The organism is Mesorhizobium sp. WSM2240 (assembly GCF_040438645.1).
Lineage (GTDB): Bacteria > Pseudomonadota > Alphaproteobacteria > Rhizobiales > Rhizobiaceae > Allomesorhizobium.
In genome coordinates this window covers 5,307,508-5,328,150 of sequence record NZ_CP159253.1, presented here as the reverse complement: position 1 = coordinate 5,328,150, position 20,643 = coordinate 5,307,508, and the positions used below count along the sequence as shown (strand labels likewise).

Annotated in this window: 17 protein-coding genes; 13 read left to right on the top strand and 4 right to left on the bottom strand. The window is 64.5% G+C overall.

What is annotated here, in order from left to right:
- Positions 1–45: 45 nt before the first annotated feature.
- Both iolD and iolC read right to left on the bottom strand, forming a co-directional pair.
- On the bottom strand, positions 46–1,893 hold the full coding sequence (iolD, locus tag ABVK50_RS26500; RefSeq protein WP_353643747.1) for a 3D-(3,5/4)-trihydroxycyclohexane-1,2-dione acylhydrolase (decyclizing): 1,848 nt from the start codon (positions 1,891–1,893) through the stop codon (positions 46–48).
- A 30-nt stretch (positions 1,894–1,923) separates the two neighbouring features.
- A complete protein-coding gene (gene iolC / locus ABVK50_RS26495; protein WP_353643748.1) occupies positions 1,924–3,849 on the bottom strand; it encodes a 5-dehydro-2-deoxygluconokinase in 1,926 nt (641 codons plus the stop codon).
- Positions 3,850–4,005: 156 nt separating this feature from the next.
- Between iolC and iolG the strand changes: the two genes are divergently transcribed.
- Together iolG and ABVK50_RS26485 are read left to right on the top strand one after the other, a co-directional pair.
- Positions 4,006–4,995, top strand: coding sequence for an inositol 2-dehydrogenase (iolG, locus tag ABVK50_RS26490; protein WP_353643749.1), 990 nt, complete (start codon positions 4,006–4,008; stop codon positions 4,993–4,995).
- 11 nt (positions 4,996–5,006) lie between these two features.
- Complete coding sequence (locus ABVK50_RS26485) at positions 5,007–5,834, top strand: SDR family oxidoreductase (RefSeq protein ID WP_353643750.1); 828 nt, start codon at positions 5,007–5,009, stop codon at positions 5,832–5,834.
- A 73-nt stretch (positions 5,835–5,907) separates the two neighbouring features.
- Here the strand turns inward: ABVK50_RS26485 and ABVK50_RS26480 are convergent, their stop codons facing one another.
- Positions 5,908–6,744 carry a MurR/RpiR family transcriptional regulator gene (locus tag ABVK50_RS26480; protein ID WP_353643751.1) on the bottom strand — a complete coding sequence of 279 codons (837 nt, stop codon included), beginning with the start codon at positions 6,742–6,744 and terminating at the stop codon, positions 5,908–5,910.
- Between the two features lie 139 nt (positions 6,745–6,883).
- On the opposite strand from ABVK50_RS26480, the gene ABVK50_RS26475 reads away from it, so the two are divergent.
- The 10 genes from ABVK50_RS26475 to ABVK50_RS26430 all read left to right on the top strand — a co-directional run bounded on the left by ABVK50_RS26475 (position 6,884) and on the right by ABVK50_RS26430 (position 19,079).
- Positions 6,884–7,684: an ATP-binding cassette domain-containing protein gene (locus ABVK50_RS26475; RefSeq protein WP_353643752.1), complete on the top strand. Its 801-nt coding sequence runs from the start codon at positions 6,884–6,886 to the stop codon at positions 7,682–7,684.
- The gene (locus ABVK50_RS26470) at positions 7,684–8,670 is read left to right on the top strand and encodes an ABC transporter permease (RefSeq protein WP_353643753.1); all 987 of its coding nucleotides are present in this window, start codon (positions 7,684–7,686) and stop codon (positions 8,668–8,670) included. The genes ABVK50_RS26475 and ABVK50_RS26470 overlap by 1 nt, the downstream gene beginning before the upstream one ends.
- A 76-nt stretch (positions 8,671–8,746) precedes the next feature.
- Positions 8,747–9,649 (top strand): sugar ABC transporter substrate-binding protein, encoded by a 903-nt coding sequence (locus ABVK50_RS26465; RefSeq protein ID WP_353643754.1) that lies wholly within the window; start codon positions 8,747–8,749, stop codon positions 9,647–9,649.
- Positions 9,650–9,724: 75 nt separating this feature from the next.
- Positions 9,725–10,837 carry a Gfo/Idh/MocA family oxidoreductase gene (locus ABVK50_RS26460; protein WP_353643755.1) on the top strand — a complete coding sequence of 371 codons (1,113 nt, stop codon included), beginning with the start codon at positions 9,725–9,727 and terminating at the stop codon, positions 10,835–10,837.
- A gap of 155 nt (positions 10,838–10,992) precedes the next feature.
- Positions 10,993–12,174, top strand: coding sequence for an ABC transporter substrate-binding protein (locus ABVK50_RS26455; RefSeq protein ID WP_353645801.1), 1,182 nt, complete (start codon positions 10,993–10,995; stop codon positions 12,172–12,174).
- A gap of 41 nt (positions 12,175–12,215) precedes the next feature.
- A complete protein-coding gene (locus ABVK50_RS26450; protein ID WP_353643756.1) occupies positions 12,216–13,895 on the top strand; it encodes an ABC transporter permease in 1,680 nt (559 codons plus the stop codon).
- Positions 13,896–13,934: 39 nt separating this feature from the next.
- Positions 13,935–14,576 carry an ATP-binding cassette domain-containing protein gene (locus tag ABVK50_RS26445; RefSeq protein ID WP_353643757.1) on the top strand — a complete coding sequence of 214 codons (642 nt, stop codon included), beginning with the start codon at positions 13,935–13,937 and terminating at the stop codon, positions 14,574–14,576.
- Complete coding sequence (gene hrpB, locus ABVK50_RS26440; protein WP_353643758.1) at positions 14,573–17,059, top strand: ATP-dependent helicase HrpB; 2,487 nt, start codon at positions 14,573–14,575, stop codon at positions 17,057–17,059. Before ABVK50_RS26445 ends, hrpB begins: the two co-directional genes overlap by 4 nt.
- Positions 17,060–17,098: 39 nt before the next feature.
- Positions 17,099–18,424, top strand: coding sequence for an ActS/PrrB/RegB family redox-sensitive histidine kinase (locus tag ABVK50_RS26435; protein ID WP_353643759.1), 1,326 nt, complete (start codon positions 17,099–17,101; stop codon positions 18,422–18,424).
- Positions 18,425–18,515: 91 nt separating this feature from the next.
- On the top strand, positions 18,516–19,079 hold the full coding sequence (locus tag ABVK50_RS26430) for an ActR/PrrA/RegA family redox response regulator transcription factor (protein WP_353643760.1): 564 nt from the start codon (positions 18,516–18,518) through the stop codon (positions 19,077–19,079).
- Positions 19,080–19,161: 82 nt separating this feature from the next.
- Here ABVK50_RS26430 and ABVK50_RS26425 read toward each other — a convergent pair whose 3' ends face one another.
- Positions 19,162–19,662 (bottom strand): MmcB family DNA repair protein, encoded by a 501-nt coding sequence (locus tag ABVK50_RS26425; protein ID WP_353643761.1) that lies wholly within the window; start codon positions 19,660–19,662, stop codon positions 19,162–19,164.
- 269 nt (positions 19,663–19,931) lie between these two features.
- On the opposite strand from ABVK50_RS26425, the gene ABVK50_RS26420 reads away from it, so the two are divergent.
- The gene (locus tag ABVK50_RS26420) at positions 19,932–20,552 is read left to right on the top strand and encodes a L,D-transpeptidase (RefSeq protein ID WP_353643762.1); all 621 of its coding nucleotides are present in this window, start codon (positions 19,932–19,934) and stop codon (positions 20,550–20,552) included.
- The last annotated feature ends 91 nt before the right edge of the window (positions 20,553–20,643 follow it).

The following is a 20,643-nucleotide window of genomic DNA, read 5'->3' as shown; positions in this document are numbered from 1 at the left end:
TTTTCTCCGATCTTCAAGATGCCCAAAAGCGGGATAAGCAGCTCTTCAATTCACCACATGCTGCATTTTGCGCTTTTCGTCATATTCCTTGCGCGCCTCGTTGACGCTCGGCCGCACCGAAACTTCCGGCACCGCCACATCCCACCAGTGACCGCCGGCGTCCGTCGAGATCAGCGGGTCGGTGTCGATGACGATCACCGAGGTTTTCGTATCCGCCTCGGCCTCTTTCAGAGCGTGTTCCAGTTCCGCGATCGAGGAAACCTTACGTGCCACCGCACCCATCGAGGCGGCGTGCGCGGCGAAGTCGATTTCGGGCAGCACTTCGTGCCTGGCATCCTTGAGCAGATTGTTGAAGTTCGCCCCGCCTGTCGCCATCTGCAGCCGGTTGATGCAACCGAAGCCCCGATTGTCGAGCACCACGATGGTCAGCTTCAAGCCCAGCATCACCGAGGTGGCGATCTCGGAATTCATCATCATGTAGCTGCCGTCGCCGAGCATGACGATAACGTCGTGGTCGGGCTTGGCGAGCTTGACGCCGAGGCCGCCGGCGATCTCGTAGCCCATGGTCGAATAGCCGTATTCCATGTGGTAGCTGCCCGGCGCGCCGGACGGCCACAATTTGTGCAACTCGCCGGGCAGCCCGCCCGACGCGCAGACCAGCGTCGCCTTCGAGCCGCGCGCGCGATGCACCGCGCCGATTACCTGCGCATCGGAAGGCAATGCGTTGGTCGGGTCGGTCACAGCCTTGGCAGCCTTGAGCCATTCGGTCTTGGCGGCCTTGGCCGTCGCGACCCAGGCCTCGGGCGACTTGAAATCCTTGAGCCGCGCTTCCAGCGCCTCGAGCCCTGCCCGGGCGTCGGCCACCAGCGGCAGCGCGCGATGCTTGCCGGCGTCGAAGGCTTGAGCGTTCAGACCGACAATCTTGACACCTTCCGCCTTGAACAGCGCCCACGATCCGGTGGTGAAATCCTGCAGCCGTGAGCCGACGGCGAGCACCACATCGGCCTGCTCGGCAAGCAGGTTCGAGGCTGAGGACCCGGTCACCCCCACCGAGCCCATGTTGAGCGGGTGGTCGTGCGGCAAGCTCGACTTGCCGGCATTGGTCTCCATGACAGGGATGTCATGCTTTTCGGCGAAGGCTTTCAGCGTTGCTGCCGCTTCCGAATAGAGAACGCCGCCGCCGGCGATGATCACCGGCTTTCTGGATTCCTTCAGCGCGGCTACCGCTGCGTCCAATTCGCCCGCATCCGGCCGCGGCCGGCGAGGCGTCCAGATTCGCTCGTCGAAAAAGCTTTCGGGATAATCATAGGCTTCTGCTTGCACGTCCTGGCAGAGCGCCAGCGTTACCGGGCCGCAATCGGCCGGATCAGTGAGAACCTGCATGGCGCGATTGAGCGCGGGGACGATCTGCTCGGGCCGCGTGATGCGGTCAAAATAGCGCGACACCGGACGCAGGCAGTCATTGGCCGAGACCGTGCCATCTCCGAAATCCTCCACCTGCTGCAGCACCGGGTCGGGAATGCGGTTGGCGAAGACATCACCTGGCAACAACAACAACGGCAGGCGGTTGACGTGCGCCAGCGCAGCCGCCGTGACCAAATTCGTCGCGCCGGGGCCGATGGACGTGGTAGCGGCCATCATGCGCCGCCTGAAGTTCGCCTTGGCGTAGGCGATCGCGGCGTGCGCCATCCCCTGCTCGTTGTGAGCGCGGAATGTTGGTAAGTCTTCCCTTACCTGATACAGAGCTTCGCCCACCCCGGCGACATTTCCATGGCCGAAAATCGCCCAGACGCCGCCGAACAGCGGCAGCTTCTCGCCGTTGATCTCGGTCATCTGCCGCGCCAGAAACCTAGTCAGCGCCTGCGCCATGGTCAGGCGAATGGTCTTTCCCATCTTCTATTTCCTCCCGGCCGATAGGGCCGACTATGCAGCTTTGCGGCCGCGCACGGCAAGCCAGGCTTCGGTCAGTCTTTCGAACCGCTCGGCCATGTCGGCGACTGCCGCCTCATCCGAAATCGTGCCCGCCAGCCATTTTTCCGCGGCATCCGCGAAGATCGTCCGCCCGACCGCGAAGCCCTTGACTACCGGCGCCTCGGCGGTCGTGGCGAAGGCGGCCGCCAGTTCGTTCTGCGGCGCTTCCAGTCCGAGCAGCACTACGCCGCGGCACCACGGATCATGATTTTCAATCACTGCGCCAATGGCTCGCCAGGCCGCGCTGGACGCCTGCGGCTCAAGCTTCCACCAGTCGGGCTTTATGCCGAGCGCGTAAAGCTCTTCGAGCGCGCGCGGGATAGTGTCCTCGGCCAGCGCGCCATGCTTGCCGGCGATGATCTCTATGAGCAGCTCGCGGCCGGCTTTGCGCGCGGCCTCAAACAGCGCGCGCAGCTTCTGCTGCTGCTCTTCCTTGAGCTCCGCCGGATCGTCGGGATGGTAGAAGCACAAGCACTTTATGCAGTGGTCGACCGGCCATTCGGCCAGTTGCGAGCCGATGTCCTGCGAAAACTCGAAGCGCAGCGGCCGCGAGCCTGGCAACTCGACCGGTCGGCCGAGCCAGGTCAGCGATGAACGCGCGAATTCGAACATCGCCTCGCGGCCATGCTTCTCGTCGATCAGCATTCCGTAGCCGTCGCGACCGGCGGCGACCTGCGCCGCCGCTTTGACGGCCAGTACCTTGAAAGCCGCGATGCGCGACGGGTCGGCGCCGGCCTTTCTGGCGATCTCCTCAAGCTGGATGCGGTGGTCGCAGGCGAACGCCATGAGCGAAGGGATGTCGCGCCGGCGGTTGGTCGCCCAATGGACATGGTTGATCGCCTCGTCCTTGCGCAGCGCCAGATACGGGCTGCCATGCTTCAGAAAGAACTGCAACTCCTCGAAACTCGGAATTTCCGGCGAGCACAAAAGCCGTGACACCGCGAACGCGCCGCAGGCATTGGCCCAGGTCGCCGCAGTCGCCAGGCTCTCGCCGCCAAGCCAGCCGCGCAGGAAGCCCGACATGAACGCATCGCCGGCGCCGAGCACGTTATAGACCTCGATCGGAAAGCCCTCGCCGACGATGCCGTCCTCGAGGTCGTCGGAAATCGGCCCTTCATAGACGATGCAGCCCATCGGTCCGCGCTTCAGCACGATCGTGGCCGGCGACAGCGCACGGATCGTTTTCAGAGCGCTCAGCAATTCGCTCTCGCCCGAGGCGATCAGCACCTCCTCTTCGGTGCCGACGATAAGGTCGCAATCGGCGAGCACCGTCTTCATCTGGTTGGAGACGCGCTCCGACGCGATGTAGCGGTTGTCGCCGGCCGCATGACCGGCCAGTCCCCAGAGGTTCGGGCGGTAGTCGATGTCGAGCACGACCTTGCCGCCCGCTTCCTTCATCAGCCGCATGGCCTTGCGCTGCGCGGCGTCGGTGTTGGGCCGTGAAAAATGCGTGCCGGTCACCACCAGCGCGCGCGCCGAGGCGATGAAGCCCGCATCGATATCGTCTTGCGACAGCGCCATGTCGGCGCAGTTCTCGCGATAGAACAGCAGCGGAAAGCTCTTGTCGTTCTCGACCGAGAGGATCGCCAGCGCCGTCAGCCGGGCCGGATCGGTGACGAGACCGTCCACCGAGACGCCCTCGCGCTGCATCTGTTCGCGGATGAAGCGGCCCATCTGCTCGTCGCCTACGCGGGTGAGCAGAGCCGAGCGCAGGCCAAGGCGCGCAGTGCCGATGGCGATGTTTGCCGGACAGCCGCCGACCGATTTTGCAAAGGAGGTGATGTCCTCGAGCCGTGAGCCGATCTGCTGGCCATAAAGATCGACCGAGGCTCGCCCCATGGTGATAACGTCGAGCCGCCTGGGGTCCGCCTCGGACATGACCCGGTCCTTTCATTTTTGGCGCGCCGGCGGAGTTGCCTATGGACGCGCCGCACGTTACGGCATAAGAGATTGCTTTATGAAACAGACATTCTGCCAATTAGTCAATTCAGAATGTTTGTTCCGTTTTTGAAATCGCGGTCAGGGAGACGGCATATGCTGCGTTTCGGAGTTCTGGGGGCAGGACGCATAGGCAAGGTGCACGCCAGGGCGCTGCATGAATCGGGGCGGGCGCAGGTCGCCTATGTCGCCGATGCAATGCCCGACGCCGCGTCCTCTCTCGCCGGTTCGGTCGGGGCGAAGACCGCCTCCGTCGACGACGTGATTGCGGCGAGCGATGTCGACGCCATACTGATCGCTACGCCGACAGACACCCATGCCGATCTGATCGAACAGGCCGCGCGCGCCGGCAAGATGATCCTGTGCGAAAAGCCAGTCTCTCTATCGGTCGAGCGCATCGAGGAGTGCCTGAAGGTCGTCGAGCAGGCCGGCGTGCCGCTGATGATCGGTTTCCACCGCCGTTACGATCCGAATTTCTCGGTACTCGAGCGCCGCCTGCGCGCCGGCGAGATCGGCGATGTCGAAATGGTCACCATCACCTGCCGTGACCCCTCGCCGCCCCCGGTCTCGTATATCGAGAGATCCGGCGGACTGTACCGTGACATGATGATCCACGATTTCGACATGGCGCGCTTCCTGCTGGGCGAGGATCCCGTCATGGTTCACGCGCTAGGAGCTTCGCTGGTCGACCCGGCGATCGGCCAGGTCGGCGACATCGACACGGCCGCCGTGCACATGCAGACCGCGACCGGCAAGATGTGCACCATCACCAATTCGCGCCGCGCCACCTACGGGCACGATCAGCGCATCGAAGTGCACGGTTCGGGCGGCATGCTGCGGGCCGGCAACATTCATCTGACCACGCTGGAAAAGGCCGACAGCGCCGGCTTCACCAGTGATCTGATCCCGTTCTCCTTCATCGAACGCTACGAGGACGCCTACCGCATTGAGATCAACGCCTTCCTGACGGCGATCGAGAAGGGCGAAGCGCCGCGCGCCAGCGGCCATGACGGACTGATGGCGCAGAAGCTCGCGGAAGCGGCGGCCGAATCGCTGAAGACCGGCCAGGCCGTGGCAGTCCGATAGGAGCAGGCACGATGTTTGATCCGGCCTCGCTCGCGCTGTCTTCGCTGGAAGGAAAAATCGCCGTCGTCACCGGTTCGACGCAGGGGCTTGGCGAGACCATCGCGCATCTCTTCGCCGAGCGCGGCATCGCCGGCTTGGTCGTGACTGGCCGCAACGAGAAAAATGGCGCGCGCGTCAAGGCGGCGTTGGAAGGCAAGGGAGTGAAAACCATTTTCGTCCCGGCCGATCTTGCGGCCATGGAGGACACGGGCAAGATCATCGCCGCTGCAGATAGCACGTTCGGCCGGGTCGATATCCTCGTCAATTCGGCCGGGCTGACCGACCGCGGCACGATATGGGATACGCAGCCGGAATTTTTCGACCGCATGTTCGCCATCAACGTGCGCGCTCCGTTCTTCCTGATGCAGCAGGCGCTGAAGGTGATGGACCGTGAACGGATAAAGGGCTCGATCATCAATATCATCTCGATGTCAGGCCATGGCGGGCAAAGCTTCATCACCGCCTATTCCGCCTCGAAGGGAGCGCTGATCACGCTGACGAAGAACGTCGCTTACAGCGTCATGAACCGGCAGATCCGCGTCAACGGCCTGACCATCGGCCATATGGACACGCCGGGCGAAGACCGCATCATGAAGGTCTTCCACGGGGCCAATGACGGCTGGTTGCATGGCGCGGAGGCGCAAAAGCCGTTCGGAAGACTGCTCAAGACCGAGGAAGTCGCGCGCGCCGTAGCGTTTCTCGCCAGCGCCGAAAGCGGGCTGATGACTGGCTCGATCATCGATTTCGACCAGCAGGTGCTGGGCGCCGGCGACAGCCCGACCGCGCTGCCGGCGATTTAAGGGCCACCTGCCAATCGAAGGGAGGGACTGCGCCTTAGCCACGTCCCACCATTTAAGCTGACGCAATCAGTCGCTAAGGGTTCTCCCCCCGGCGCGCCGCGACCGAAACCGTCAGCGTCATGGCCAGCGCCATGGTGACGGCCATGGAGCGGAAGCCCTCGAAGTTGGCCTCGACTACCTCCAGCAACACATCGGCGGAGGGAGCAATCGGCGAGAACACCGAATCGGTTACCGAGACGATGGCCGCGCTCCGCGCCTTGGCGGCATTGGTGAGCGTCACCGTCTCGCTGGCGTAGGGAGTAAAGCTGATCGAAAGGACGGCGTCGCGCTCGGTGATAAAGCTCGCCTGCTCGGCGCCCATGCCGGCCACTGCATCCACCAGTATGTTGCGAATGCCGAGCTTGCCGAGCGCGTAGCTCATATAGGAGGTGATCGGAAACGAGCGCCGCAGGCCTATCAGGTAGATGGTTTCCGCCCTGGCCATCAAGTCGACCGCCCGCTCGATGGCCTCATGGTCGACCTTCTCGCGAAAACGCCCGACCGACTGTTCGGCTGCTTCCAGGAACCCGTCCAGCACCAGCCCGGACTTGCTGGTGGCGATGCCGTGCTCGCGCATCTTGGCCAGCCGCTCATCATAGTTCAGCACCCGCTCTCTGAGCCGCGAGCGGAAGATGTCCTGCAATTCGGTAAAGCCCTGATAGCCGAGCGCGCGCGAAAAGCGCACCAGCGCCGATGGCTGAACGTCGGCCTTGGCGGCGATGCTGGCCACTGTGCCGAAGGCGATCTCGTCGGGATTTTCGAGCGCATAACCGGCAACCTGCATCAGCCGCCGCGGCAGATCCTCGGCGCGCTGCGCGATCAGCGCGCGAAGTGCCTGGTAATCCTTAGGAGAGGCATCCGTGACATTCATCGGCCGGCATCCTTGGCGGACATTTTGTCCCTTGACGTAGTCAATCAGAAATGGAATGAATATTCCACACCTAAAAGCATAATGCACTGTTTGTTCCAATTCTGGAACTGCGAAACAGCGGTGTGGAGGAGTTCGCGGTATGACCGACGGGAGCGGGCCGGCAGCCGAGCCATTGCTTGAGGCGCGTGGCGTTAAAAAGTATTTCGGCGCCATCACAGCGCTGAACGGCGTGAGCTTCCACGTCGCGCCGGGCGAGGCGCTAGGCGTTGTAGGCGACAACGGCGCCGGCAAGTCCACGCTGATGAAGATACTCTCCGGCCTCTATACGCCCAGCGAGGGTCAGCTCTATTTCGCCGGTTCCCCGGTGAAATTCCATTCGCCGCGCGACGCCCGCCAGGTGGGCATTGAGATGGTCTACCAGGATTTCGCGTTGGCCGGAAACATGCCGATCTACGAGAACATTTATCTCGGTCGCGAGCCGGGACGGAAGTTCGCAGGCCTGACGATCATCGACCGCGAGCTTGCGCGCCGCATGGCCGCCGAGCACCTCGACAAGCTGAAGATCCACGTCAAGAGCATCGACCAGAATGTCGAGGAACTGTCTGGCGGGCAGCGCCAGGCGGTGGCGATCGCGCGGGCGACCGCCTTCGACGCCAAGGTGGTGATCATGGACGAGCCGACCGCGGCGCTTGCCATCAAGGAGGTCGGCAAGGTGCTCGACCTCATCAAATCACTGAAGGAGCACGGCGTCGCGGTGATCATCATCTCGCACCGTATGGACGACATTTTCTACTGCTGCGACCGGGTGATGGCGCTCTACCAGGGCGCCAATTTCGCCGACGCGCCGCTGAAGGACACCAACCGCAACGAGGTCATCGGGTGGATCATGGGCACCAAAGGCCACACCCAGTCCTTCGCCCACGACAAGGTGCAGCACTGATGCTCGGCAACAGCCCAAAAATTTCCAGCTTCCTCGAGCATTACGGCATCGTCGTCATCGTCGTGGTGATGATGGCGCTGCTCTATGCCACCCGACCCGACGTGTTCCTGTCGCTGGCCAATCTCACCAACATCATCAAGCAGAACGCCACGCTGGCCCTGCTGGCGCTCGGCATGTTCGTGGTCATCGTGACCGCCGGCATCGATCTTTCTGTCGGCTCGGTGATGGCGCTCGGTATGATGTGCCTGGCGGTCGCCGCCAAGGCCGGCGTGCCGTGGCCAATCGTCATTCTGATCGGGCCGCTGGTCGGCATCACCGCCGGCCTGGTGAACGGGTTCGGGCTGACCGTGCTCAGGCTACCGCATCCGTTCATCATGACGCTCGGCACGCTCAACATCGCGCGCGGCCTCTCCAGCCTGCTCACCGGCGGCGCGCCCGTTTCCGGGCTTGGGCCGGAGGTGCGCTACCTCGGCCAGGCGAACTATGATTTCGGCATCTTCCCGCCGCCGACCGGCCTGCCTGCCAGCCTTTTTGTTGTTGTAATCAGCGCGGTCGGCATGTGGTTCTTCCTCAACCGGACGTCGATGGGCCGGCATATCTTCGCCATCGGTGGCAACCCGCACGCCGCCCGCGTGTCCGGCATCAATGTCGACCGCGTGCTGGTATATGTCTATGCGATCAGCGGCTTCTTCGCCGGGCTCGGCGGGCTGCTGCTCGCCGGCCGCACCGATTCGGGTTTTCCGCTCGCCGGCCAGAACGCCGAACTCGACGCCATCGCCGCCGTCATCATCGGCGGCGCGTCCTTCTTCGGCGGCCGCGGCACCGTGCTGGGCGTTTTGGCTGGGGTGCTTATCATGGGACTGATGCGCAACGGCCTCAACCTGAACAATGTCAGCCCTTTCTGGCAGCAGATCCTGATCGGTCTGGTCATCATCGCCGCCGTCTACATCGACGTTCTGCGCCGCCATGCAGCGGTGAGACGGTAGTCGAAAATTGCGCCCGGCGCCGTCTCCGCGCCGGGCGCAATCCTCAATCGGAGACGTTTTGATCTGGGAGGATATCATGAAGAAACTCATTCTGGCCGGCGCGGCGCTCGTGCTGATGTCCAGCACGGCGCTCGCCGACAAGTTCCTGCTCGACATGAAGGGTCCGGGCGCCGGTAACCCGTTCTGGGCGGCGGTGGAAGCCGGCGCAATGGAAAAGGGCAAGGAACTCGGCGTAGAGGTGATGGTAATGTCACCGCCGACCGAATCCGACGTCGCCGCGCAGATCGCGCAGATCGAGGATATGATCGCGCAGGGTCTGGACGGCATTGCGCTGGCGCCGACCGACCCGAACGCCCTCGCCCCGGTCGTCGATGCGGCCAAGGCCGCCGGCATTCCGGTCGTCTTCGTCGACACCAAGGGCTCCAATGAAGGCGTCACCTTCATCGGCACCGACAATGAGGCCGGCGCCAAGCTTGCCGCCGACTACATTTGCGGCAAGGTCGAGAAGGGCTCCGAAGTGGCGATCCTGCAAGGGATCATCACGCAGTCGACCGGCCAGGCCCGCGCTACCGGCTCCAAGGCAGGCCTCGAAGCTTGTGGCCTGAAAGTGGTTGCCGAGCAGACCGGCGAATGGGACCGCGCCAAGGGTCAGGCGGCGATGGAAAACATCATCACCGGCAACCCGAACATCAAGGCGGTGTTCGCTTCCAACGACAATATGGCGCTCGGCGCCGTCGAAGCGTTGAAATCAGCCGGCAAGCTGGCAGACGTGATGGTCGTCGGCTTCGACGCCAATCCGGACGCGGCCGCTTCCATCCTGGCCGGCGAGATGACCGCAACGGTCGCGCAGGCGCCGAAGAACATGGGTGCCTTCGGCATCCAGGCACTGGTCGACCTGAAGGCCGGAAAGACCATCCCGCCGGTAATCGACACCGGCACGGTGCTCGTCGACAAGAGCAACGCTGAACAGTACAAATAAGTCTGCGCGCTTGTCGGACCGGGGCGTTCCAACGCCCCGGTCTTTTCACATCCGGTTGAAGCTGCGAGATCCTACATGAACAAGATCGGCGTCGGACTGATCGGCACGGGCTATATGGGCAAGTGCCACGCCATGGCCTGGACCGGCGTCAGGCCGGCATTCGGCGACGTGCCCGACATCCGGCTCGTCCATCTTGGCGAAGCCAACCAGGATCTTGCCACAAGGAAGGCTGCCGAATTCGGTTTCGCCAAAGCGTCCGGCAACTGGCGCGACGTGATCGCCGACCCCGAAGTCGATGTCGTGTCGATTACGACGCCCAACCGGTTCCACGCCGAAATGGCAATCGCCGCCTTCGAGGCAGGCAAGCATGTCTGGTGCGAAAAGCCGATGGCGCCCAGACTCGCCGAGGCCGAGGCGATGCTGGCCGCCGCGCGGGCCTCTGGGAAGACCGCCATCCTCGGCTACAATTATATCCAGAACCCCGCCATCCGCCACATACGGAAGCTGCTCGACGAAGGCGCAATAGGCGCGGTCAACAACGTCCGCATCGAGATGGACGAGGACTTCATGGCCGATCCAGACGCGCCGTTCCAGCAGAGGCACGAGGCTTCCAACGGTCACGGCGCGATCGACGACTTCGGCGTGCATCCGCTGTCGCTGATCTCGATGCTTTTTGGCCCGGTGTCGCGCGTCATGTGCGACATGGCCAAGCCTTACCCGACCCGCAGGACGAGCGAAGGTGAGCGCCCGGTCGAGGTTTTCGATATCGCCACCATCCTGCTGCGCCTCGCCAACGGCGCATCCGGCATGATCGCGCTCAGCCGCACTGCCTGGGGCCGCAAAGGCCGCATCGCCGTGCAAATATTTGGATCGAAAGGCTCGATCCTCTACGACCAGGAGCGGATGAACGAGTTCCAGCTCTATCTGACTGCGGACCGGGCGACCGAACAGGGCTTCCGCACCGTGCTGACCGCTCCGCACCACCCGCCCTATGATCGCTTCATTCCCGCTCCCGGCCATGGGCTCGGCTTCAACGAGCTGAAGATCGTCGAATGCCGCCAGTTGATCGGACGCATGCGCGGCGAGGCCGCTGTCGCCATCGACTTCGAGGACGGAATCACGATCGAGCGCACCGTCGACGCCATGGCGCGCTCGTTTCGCGAGGGCCGCTGGACCGACGTCTCCTGAGGCGCTCTCACGCGTCTCTCACCGCGAATTGACCTCCCTCGTCCGGAGCCCGCATTGACCGGCTTGTCGCAACGATGCTCAATCGCGCCGGACCCAAACCGGAACCGGGGATTCAATTGAAAAAGCTTCTCATCGCTGCCTTATCGGTTGCCGCAATGACGCTTCAGGCGCTGGCCGGAGAACCCGACCCGGAGAAGTGGCAGGAGGTACTGGCCGATGCCCGTGGCGAGACGGTCTATTTCAACGCCTGGGGCGGCGCAGAAAACATCAACGCCTATATCGAATGGGCAGGCCGGGAGCTGGAAAAGCGCTACGGCGTCAAACTCGTCCACGTGAAGCTCGATGATACTGCCAATGCGGTCGCCAAGGTGGTGGCCGAAAAGACCGCCGGCCGTAACGAAGGCGGCACGGTTGACCTGATCTGGATCAATGGCGAAAATTTTTCGTCGATGAAGCGGCAGCAACTGCTTTTCTCGCCCGGCTGGGCCGAGAAGCTGCCCAATTGGCGTTTCGTAGACGTCGAGGGAAAGCCGACCATCCGAACCGATTTCACCGTTCCGGTCGAGGGGCTGGAAAGCCCGTGGGGCATGGCCAAGCTGGTTTTCTTCCACGATTCGGCGCGCACCGAACCGGCTTCCCTGCCAAAGTCGGCGAAGGAACTGCTCGCATGGGCGAAGCAGAATCCCGGCCGCTTCACCTATCCGCAGCCGCCGGATTTCACAGGCTCGTCATTCCTGAAGCAGGTTCTCTCCGAACTGGTCGCGGACCGCTCGGCGCTCCTGGAACCGGTGGATGAGGCGTCGTTCGAGGCGACCGTCGCGCCGCTGTTTTCATATCTGGACGAGTTGAACCCGCTGTTGTGGCGCGGCGGAAAGGCCTTCCCGCAGAATTACCCCGCTATGAAGCAGTTGCTTGCTGACAACGAGGTCGACATCACCTTCGCCTTCAACCCGTCGGAAGCCTCCAGCGCAATCGCCAATGGCGAATTGCCCGACACGGTGCGCTCTTTCACATTTCCGGCCGGAACACTCGCCAACACGCATTTCGTCGCTATCCCCTATAACGCCGCCGCCAAGGCCGGCGCGCTGGTGGCGGCGGATTTTCTGATCTCGCCGGAGGCGCAGGCGCGCAAGCAGGATCCGCAGGTCTGGGGCGATCCGACGGTGCTCGCCGTCTCGAAGCTTGAGGCATCTGGCCGCGCCCGCTTTGAGGCTCTCGACCTCGGCATCGCCACGCTGAAACCAGACGAACTTGGCCCGGCGCTCGACGAGCCGCATCCAAGCTGGATGGACAGGATCGAGACGGAATGGAAGCAGCGCTACGGCGCGGCGAATTGAACGCCGCCGCCATTTTACCCTCCCCTTGCGGTTAGCCTCCCATGCTGAGCCGCCTCGGCCCGCCACTTACGGTCGCGATCCTTGCCGGGCCGATCCTGCTCGGGCTCTCTGGCACCCTGCTGCCGGCTTTCGGCTACCTTCCTGCGCTTGGCGGGACTGACTTTACGCTCGTGCATGTCGAGAAGCTGGCCGCCCAGCCCGGCATCCTGATGTCGGCACTGATCAGCCTTGCGGCCGGCCTGATCACAACCGCCGTGTCGCTCGGCGTGGTCATGCTGTTCATCGCCGGCTGGGCCGGAACACGCATCTTCTCGCGCATCCAGCATCTGATTTCGCCGCTACTTTCGGTCCCGCATGCCGCAGCCGCCTTCGGCCTTGCCTTCCTGATCGCACCATCCGGCATGATTGCGCGCATCGCGTCACCATGGCTGACCGGCTGGGAGCGTCCGCCCGACCTCCTGATCGTCAATGACCCTATGGGCCTGTCGATGATCGCCGGGCTGATCGTCAAGGAAATCCCCTTCCTGCTGCTGATCGCGCTCGCGGCTCTGCCGCAGGTCGACCTTCCGCGCACCCGCGCGCTGGCCGCATCGCTCGGCTACGGCCGCATCGCCGGGTTCCTGCAAGGCGTCTGGCCGCCGCTCTACCGGCAGATGCGGCTCGCGGTTTTTGCCGTCATCGCCTTCGCCACATCGGTCGTCGACGTGGCGGCGATCCTCGGGCCGACGACGCCGGCGCCGCTTGCCGTGCGCCTGGTCGGCTGGATGAACGACCCCGAACTGTCGATGCGCTTCTTCGCCAGCGCCGGCGCGCTGCTCCAGCTCTGCGTCACCGCGACGGCACTGCTCATCTGGATTGCGCTTGAACGTCTCGGTGCGGCGATGCTGCGCCGGCTGCGTAGATCCGGGGTGCGCTTCCGCCGGGACGCATGGCTGCGCCGAGCCGCGCTCGCGGCCATGGTCGCCGCCGCGCTGACGGTACTCGCCGGTCTTGCCACGCTGGCCGTCTGGTCGTTCGCCGGGCTGTGGCAGTTTCCGGATGCTTTGCCCGAAATGTTCACGGCGAAGACCTGGATGAAAACAGCGCCACGGCTCGCCGCTCCGCTGTCGGTCACGCTTGTGGTCGCCGCCCTGTCCACCGCCCTGGCTGCAGCGCTGGCGCTGCTTTGCCTGATGCGCGAGAACGAGACCGGCCGGACTGCCGGCCGACGGGCGCTGCTCTTCCTCTATCTGCCGCTGCTGGTGCCGCAGGCGGCATTCCTGTTCGGGCTGCAACTGCTGTTCGTCTTCACCGGCAGCGTCGCCAGCCTGCCGGCGCTGGTGCTTGCGCACCTCATCTTCGTCATGCCCTATGTCTTCCTGTCGCTGTCGGATCCGTGGCGCGCCTACGACCGCCGTTATGAGGCGATCGCCGCCGGCCTCGGCAAGTCGCGAACAGCGACGTTGCTCCGGGTCCGCCTGCCGATGCTGTCGCGGGCCATACTGGTCGCAGCGGCGGTCGGATTTGCGGTGTCTATCGGGCAATATCTACCGACCGTGCTCATCGGAGCCGGTCGGCTCGAAACCATCACCACCGAAGCCGTCGCACTGGCGTCGGGCGGCAACCGCCGCGTTATCGGCGTCTATGCCTTTCTGCAGATGCTGTTACCGGCGGCGGGCTTTGCTGTTGCCACGCTTGTCCCGGCGCTGGTATTCCGCAACCGCCGCGCCATGCGGATGTAGAACAGGCGTCCGGTTTTCAGGTGCAACCCAGCGGGACAGATGGCCGAGCAGCAGCTTTTCCTTGACAAGGTGACGATCGCGCTCGGTGCGCGCATGCTGCTTTCCGTCACTCACCGCGTCGAGCCCGGAAGCGTGCTGACCGTGATGGGGCCGTCGGGATCGGGCAAATCGACGCTGCTCGCCTATATCGGCGGCTTTCTCGACCGGGCGTTTTCGGCCACCGGCAAGGTGTTTTCCGGTACCGAAGAAATCACCGCGCTGCCGGCCGAGGAGCGCCATGCCGGTATCCTATTCCAGGATCCGCTGCTTTTCCCGCACATGTCGGTCGGCGGTAACCTCCTTTTCGCCATCCCGCCTTCGGTCAGGGGCAGGGCCGCGCGTTCGGCCTTGGTTAAGGAGGCGCTCGATGGCGTCGGCCTGGCCGGGACGGCAGCGCGCGACCCCGACACGCTTTCAGGTGGTCAGAAGGCGCGGGTGGCGCTGGCGCGAGTGCTGCTCTCGGGGCCGCGAATGCTGCTTCTCGACGAGCCCTTCTCCAAACTCGACGCCGGGCTGCGCAGCCAGATGCGTGAGCTCGTCTTTGCGAAGGCCCGCACCAGCTATTTGCCCGTCCTGCTGGTCACTCATGACGAAGCCGACGCCGAAGCGGCCGACGGGCCTGTGATCCGCATCGGGGAATGATTGTGCGAGCGCTCCCCGACCTTCCCGTCACCGCGGCGCTTCCGGCTCTGCTCCAGGCGCTGGAGCGTTTTGGCAAGGCCGTGCTGGTGGCTCCGCCGGGCGCTGGCAAGACCACACTCGCACCGCTGGCGCTGCTCGACACGCCATGGCTCGGCGGCGGAAAGATACTGCTTCTGGAGCCGCGCCGGCTCGCCGCACGCGCCGCGGCCCGGCGCATGGCCGAATTACTCGGCGAGGACGTCGGCGGTACGGTCGGCTATGCCATGCGCATGGAGCGCCGGGTTTCGGCCGCGACCCGCATACTGGTGGTGACGGAGGGCGTGCTGGCGCGCACGATCCTCGACGATCCGGAACTGCCCGGCGTCTCGGCGGTCCTGTTCGACGAGTTCCATGAGCGCTCGCTCGACGGTGATTTCGGCCTGGCCCTGGCGCTGGATGTGCAGGGCGGGCTGCGACCCGATCTCCGGCTGCTCGTGATGTCGGCGACCCTGGACGGCGCCCGTGTGGCGCGTCTGCTGGGCGAAGCGCCGGTCATCGAGAGCCAGGGGCGCAGCTTCCCCGTCGACATTCGCTATGACGAGCGCCCGGCAGGCGTGCCTGTCGAGGATGCGATGGCAAAGGCCATCCGAGAGGCGCTTGCTTCCGAGCCGGGCAGCGTGCTCGCCTTCCTGCCCGGCCAGCGCGAGATCGAGCGGACCGCCGAACGCCTTCAGGGCCGTCTCGGCGCGGATATCGACGTTGCGCCGCTCTACGGCATGCTCGACGGCAAGGCGCAGGACGCCGCGATCAGGCCGCCGCCGCCGGGTCGCCGCAAGGTAGTGTTGGCCACATCCATCGCCGAAACCTCGATCACCATCGATGGCGTGCGCGTGGTCATCGACAGCGGCCTGTCGCGCCTGCCGAAATACGAGCCGTCCACCGGCCTGACCCGACTGGAGACTGTGCGCGTGTCGCGCGCTTCGGCCGATCAGCGCGCCGGCCGTGCCGGGCGCACCCAGCCGGGCGTTGCGATCCGCCTCTGGCGCGCCGAGCAGACGGCGGCGCTGCCGGCCTTCACGCCGCCAGAGATCCTGGAAGCTGACCTCTCGTCGCTGGTTCTGGATTGCGCCGCCTTCGGCGTGGCCGATCCGGCCAGCCTCGCCTTCCTCGACCCGCCGCCGGCTCCGGCCCTTGCCGAGGCGCGAGCGCTGCTTGCCGATCTCGACGCCATCGATGCTGCTGGACGGCTGACGCCGTCGGGCGAAGCGATGCGCAAACTGGCGCTGCCGGTGCGGCTCGCGCACATGGTCGCGGATGCGGCGAAAGAGGGTCACACTCTGGCGGCGGCCATGCTTGCGGTGCTCGTCACCGAGCGCGGGCTCGGCGGCGACAGCGCCGACCTCGAACGGCGGCTGATGCGCTTCCGCGGTGACAAGTCGCCGCGCGCCACTGCCGCCAGGCAACTCGCCGAGCGTCTGGCGCGTCAGGCGGGTGGAGCGAGAACCGCCCCTCACGCGGGAGGTGGCGAACAAATATCGCCGCCTATCGGCTCTCTCCTCGTCCACGCCTGGCCCGATCGCGTCGCCAAGGCGCGCGGCGCACGCGGCCGGTTCGTGCTCGCCAACGGCAGCGGCGCCATGCTTGACGAAGCCGACCCGCTGGCCGGCGAGGCTTTCATTGTCGTCGCCGACCTTAAGGGCAAGGCGCAGAATGCGCGGATCGCCGCCGCCGCCGCCGTTCCGATCGGTGAGATACGCGAAGCGCTCCGCGCGCGCATTTCGCGGCAGGTGGATTCAAGCTTCGACCCTGAAAAGCGTGCGGTCAGGGTGCGCGAGACCGAGCGCCTCGGCGCGATCGTGCTTTCCGAGCGCATGCTGCCGCCGCCGACCGGAGCGGAGGCCGACCGCGCCATACTCGATGCGCTAAGGGCACACGGCCTCGCCCTGCTGCCGTGGAGCAGGGAAGCCGAAACGCTCCGCCATAGGCTGCAATGGCTGCATCGTGGTATCGGCGCGCCCTGGCCGGACGTTTCGGACGAGGCGCTGCTCGCATCGCTCGACGATTGGCTCGCGCCATTTCTCCCCGGCGAGGCTTCTTTCCAGCGCCTCGACGCAGGTGTGCTCCACGCCGGCCTGATGTCGCTGGTGCCGCACGACCTGCAGCGCAAGATCGCTTCGCTGGCGCCGACCCACTTCGATGCTCCTTCCGGCAGCCGCGTGCCGGTAAGGTACGATGGCGAATGGCCGGTGCTGGCCATTCGCGTGCAGGAACTTTTCGGCCTCGACCGGCACCCGACGATCGCCGGCGGCACGGTGCCGCTCACGCTGGAGCTTCTGTCGCCCGCGCATCGGCCGATCCAGACGACCCGCGACCTGCCAGGCTTCTGGCGCGGCTCCTGGGCCGATGTACGCTCCGAAATGCGCGGCCGCTATCCGAAACATTTCTGGCCGGAGGATCCGGCTTCGGCCGAAGCGACGCCACGGGCCAAGCCGCGCGTTAAATAGCGCTTGGCGTCGGGAGCCGGCGAGGGGCATAAACGGCCCATGATCGAAAAGCTGCGAACACCCGACCTCCAGCAGAGCCACCGGCTGCGGCTGAACACCTTGATAAGGCTGCGGTGGCTGGCGATCGTCGGCCAGAGCGTCACCGTCATTTTTGTCGCCTACTGGCTTGATTTTCCCCTTCCCGTCAGCCTGTGCTTCGCGCTCATCGCCTGCTCCGCCTGGCTCAACCTGTTCCTCACCTTCCGTTACCCGGCCGCTCACCGGCTGACACCGCGCGCAGCCTTCATCACGCTCACCTTCGATGCGCTGCAGCTTGCCGGCTTGCTCTACATGACCGGCGGGCTGACAAACCCGTTTTCGTTGCTGCTGACGGTGCCGGTCATCATCTCGGCAACGTCCCTGTCGCTGCCGCTCACGGCCCTGCTTGGCGTCCTCGTCATGGCCATGGCCACGCTGTTGGCCTTCTTCCATCTGCCGCTGCCGTGGTTTGAAGGCGCCGAGCTTTCGATGCCCTTCATTTACGTCGCCGGCATGTGGACGGCTGTGTTCTGCTCGACCACCTTCACCGCCGTCTATGCCTGGCGCGTCGCGGAGGAGGCGCGGCTGCTCGCAAACGCGCTCGCCGCCACCGAACTCGTCCTGCAGCGAGAACAGCATCTTTCGGCGCTGGATGGGCTTGCGGCGGCGGCGGCGCACGAACTCGGCACGCCGCTCGCCACAATCGCCCTCGTCGCTAGGGAGATGGAACGCGCGCTGCGCGGCGATCCCAAATACCACGAGGACGTCACTCTTCTGCGTTCTCAGAGTGAGCGCTGCCGCGAGATCCTGAAGCGCCTGACCAGCCTGTCGTCCGAGGGCGAAGCGCATCTCGCCCGATTGCCGGTGACCTCGCTGGTCGAGGAGGTGATCGCACCACACCGCGATTTCGGCATCGCTATACGGCTCGAACCCGGTGAACGGGTCGGCCCCGAGCCGGTCGCGCGGCGCAATCCGGGCGTGATTTACGGCCTCGGCAATCTCGTCGAAAACGCCGTCGACTTCGCTGCCAGCACGGTCACGATACGCTGGCGCTGGGACGAGCGGGAAGTCGCCTTCGATATCGTCGACGACGGGCCGGGCTTTCCGCCGGAAATCATCGACCGGATCGGCGAGCCCTATATGTCGACCCGCCAGGGGGCGGAACCGGGTGGTGGCCTCGGGCTAGGCCTGTTCATCGCCAAGACGCTGCTCGAGCGTTCGGGCGCTGTGCTTTCCTTCTACAATGCGAATGAGCGGGGCAAGGGGGCGGTCGTTCAGGTAAGCTGGCCGCGTGAAGCCTTCCTTAACCCCGGCTCGGCGGCGAGTACGATGTTCGACACCGCATAGAGTTCGATTGAGGCCTGATGGCCCAAGGTGGCAAATAGTGTGGTTTGAGCCTATATCTGAAGCAAATCTGGGCAACACGGACGAACAAGAAATGATCAATGAAGAAACCGTTCAGGGCATCGTCGGCGCAGGCGATGTGTCGCTGCTGATCGTGGACGACGACAAACCGTTCCTCACCCGCCTGGCGCGCGCCATGGAGACGCGGGGCTTTCAGGTCGAGACCGCCGAAAGCGTCGAGGAAGCGGTGGCGAAAGCCCGCGCCCACCCGCCCGCCTATGCTGTGGTCGACATGCGGCTCGGCGACGGCAACGGGCTCGACGTGGTTGCGGCGATCCGCGAAAAGCGCACCGATTCCCGCACCATCATCCTCACCGGCTACGGCAACATCGCAACGGCAGTGACGGCTGTGAAGCTCGGCGCGGTCGACTACCTGTCAAAGCCGGCCGATGCCGACGACGTGTTCGCGGCGCTGACCCGCACTGCCGGCGAGCGCGCCGCGCCACCGGAAAACCCGATGTCGGCCGACCGCGTACGCTGGGAGCATATCCAGCGCGTCTACGAGATGTGCGAGCGCAACGTGTCGGAAACCGCCCGGCGGCTCAACATGCATCGGCGCACGCTGCAGCGCATCCTCGCCAAGCGTGCGCCCCGTTGAGCGATTGGTGAATAGTGAGTAGAACGTCGGCTCTGCGACCGAGCCGCGATCCTCACTGTCACTACTTGCCACGCACTATTCACTACTCACTTTCTCCGTCCAGCGCCGGCACCGAAACGCCCGCCAATTCCGCCGCCAGCAGCCTTGCCGCGCCGGCACGGGCCATGCGCAGCATCAGCGCCTTGCGGGTTGCCGCCGCCAGCCGGTGCTCCGGCGCGTCTCGCATGATCTCCGCGCCATAGCCGTCGGAGAGGATGAAGCCGCATTCCTCGGGAAAGATCGAGGCCGGCACCTCCGGGTGCGTGGCGAAGAAGAAGCGATCAGAATGCAGCCGGTATTCAGGCCATTTGCGGTCGACCCGGAAATCCTCGATCGATGATTTGATCTCTATGATCCAGACGTCGCCCGTCCGCGTCAGCGCGACGAGGTCGGCGCGCCGGCCCGTTGCCAGGCACAGTTCCGGCAGCACATGCGCGCCCATCTGCATGAGCAGTCGCTGGACGCCGCGCCTGACCACCATCGCCCGTTCAGACTGGCGGCCGTCGACGAGCGGATTGGCGAGAATCGGGCTGATGATCGGCATGCGGAGATAATCGCATTTTCAAACGCTGCTTTGAACCCTTTTTGTTCTCCCTAACAAAGATTGGCACCGCACAACCCCATGCGGCAAGCAATCACGTTCCCGTGATACGCTGTTGCCGAAATGCAATAGCAAACTGGTTACGCTTGCGTAAGCAGCCGGCTCAGCCACTAAGCTCTTGGCAAGCAGGAATTCGCCCCCGTAAATAAAGGCGAAATTGCGGCCCCGAATCGGGCCAAATCGATATTTGGACCGGAGCGGCGAATTTAATCATGCAGATGAAAACACTTGCCCTTGCAGTCGGGCTGGCGCTCGCTACCGCGGTTTCCGGGTGCAGCACATTCGGCTCGTACAAGGTGTTTTCGTCCGATTACGGCAGCCGAACGGACGCCGGCTATCGCCTTCCGAGCATTCCCATCTACAAGGTGCCCAAGAAATACCATCGCCAGATCGTCGCTTACAACGGCGGCGAGGAGCCCGGAACGATCATCGTCGACACTGCCGAGAAGTATCTCTACTTCGTCCTGCCCAGGGGCGAAGCGGTGCGCTACGGCATCGGCGTCGGCCGCGAAGGCTTTGAATGGAAGGGCACCGCCCGTGTCGCGGCAAAGCGCGAATGGCCGGTATGGACGCCGCCGGCCGAGATGATCAGGCGGCAGCCGGAACTCGCGAAATATCGCGGCGGAATGGAGCCGGGCATCACCAACGCGCTCGGCGCGCGTGCCCTCTATCTCTACAACAAGCGCGGCGACACCGGCTATCGCCTGCACGGGACGCCGGAATGGGCTTCGATCGGCAAGGCAATGTCATCGGGCTGCATCCGGCTGATGAACCAGGATATCATCGACCTCTACAACCGCGCCGAAGTCGGAGCCAAGGTCATCGTCAAATAACTACGCGGACCGTCTCGGCAACAACGGACGTCCACAGCAAAAAGCCGGGCAAATTTGCCCGGCTTTTTTGTTGTGAGGCTTTTCAGCGCGA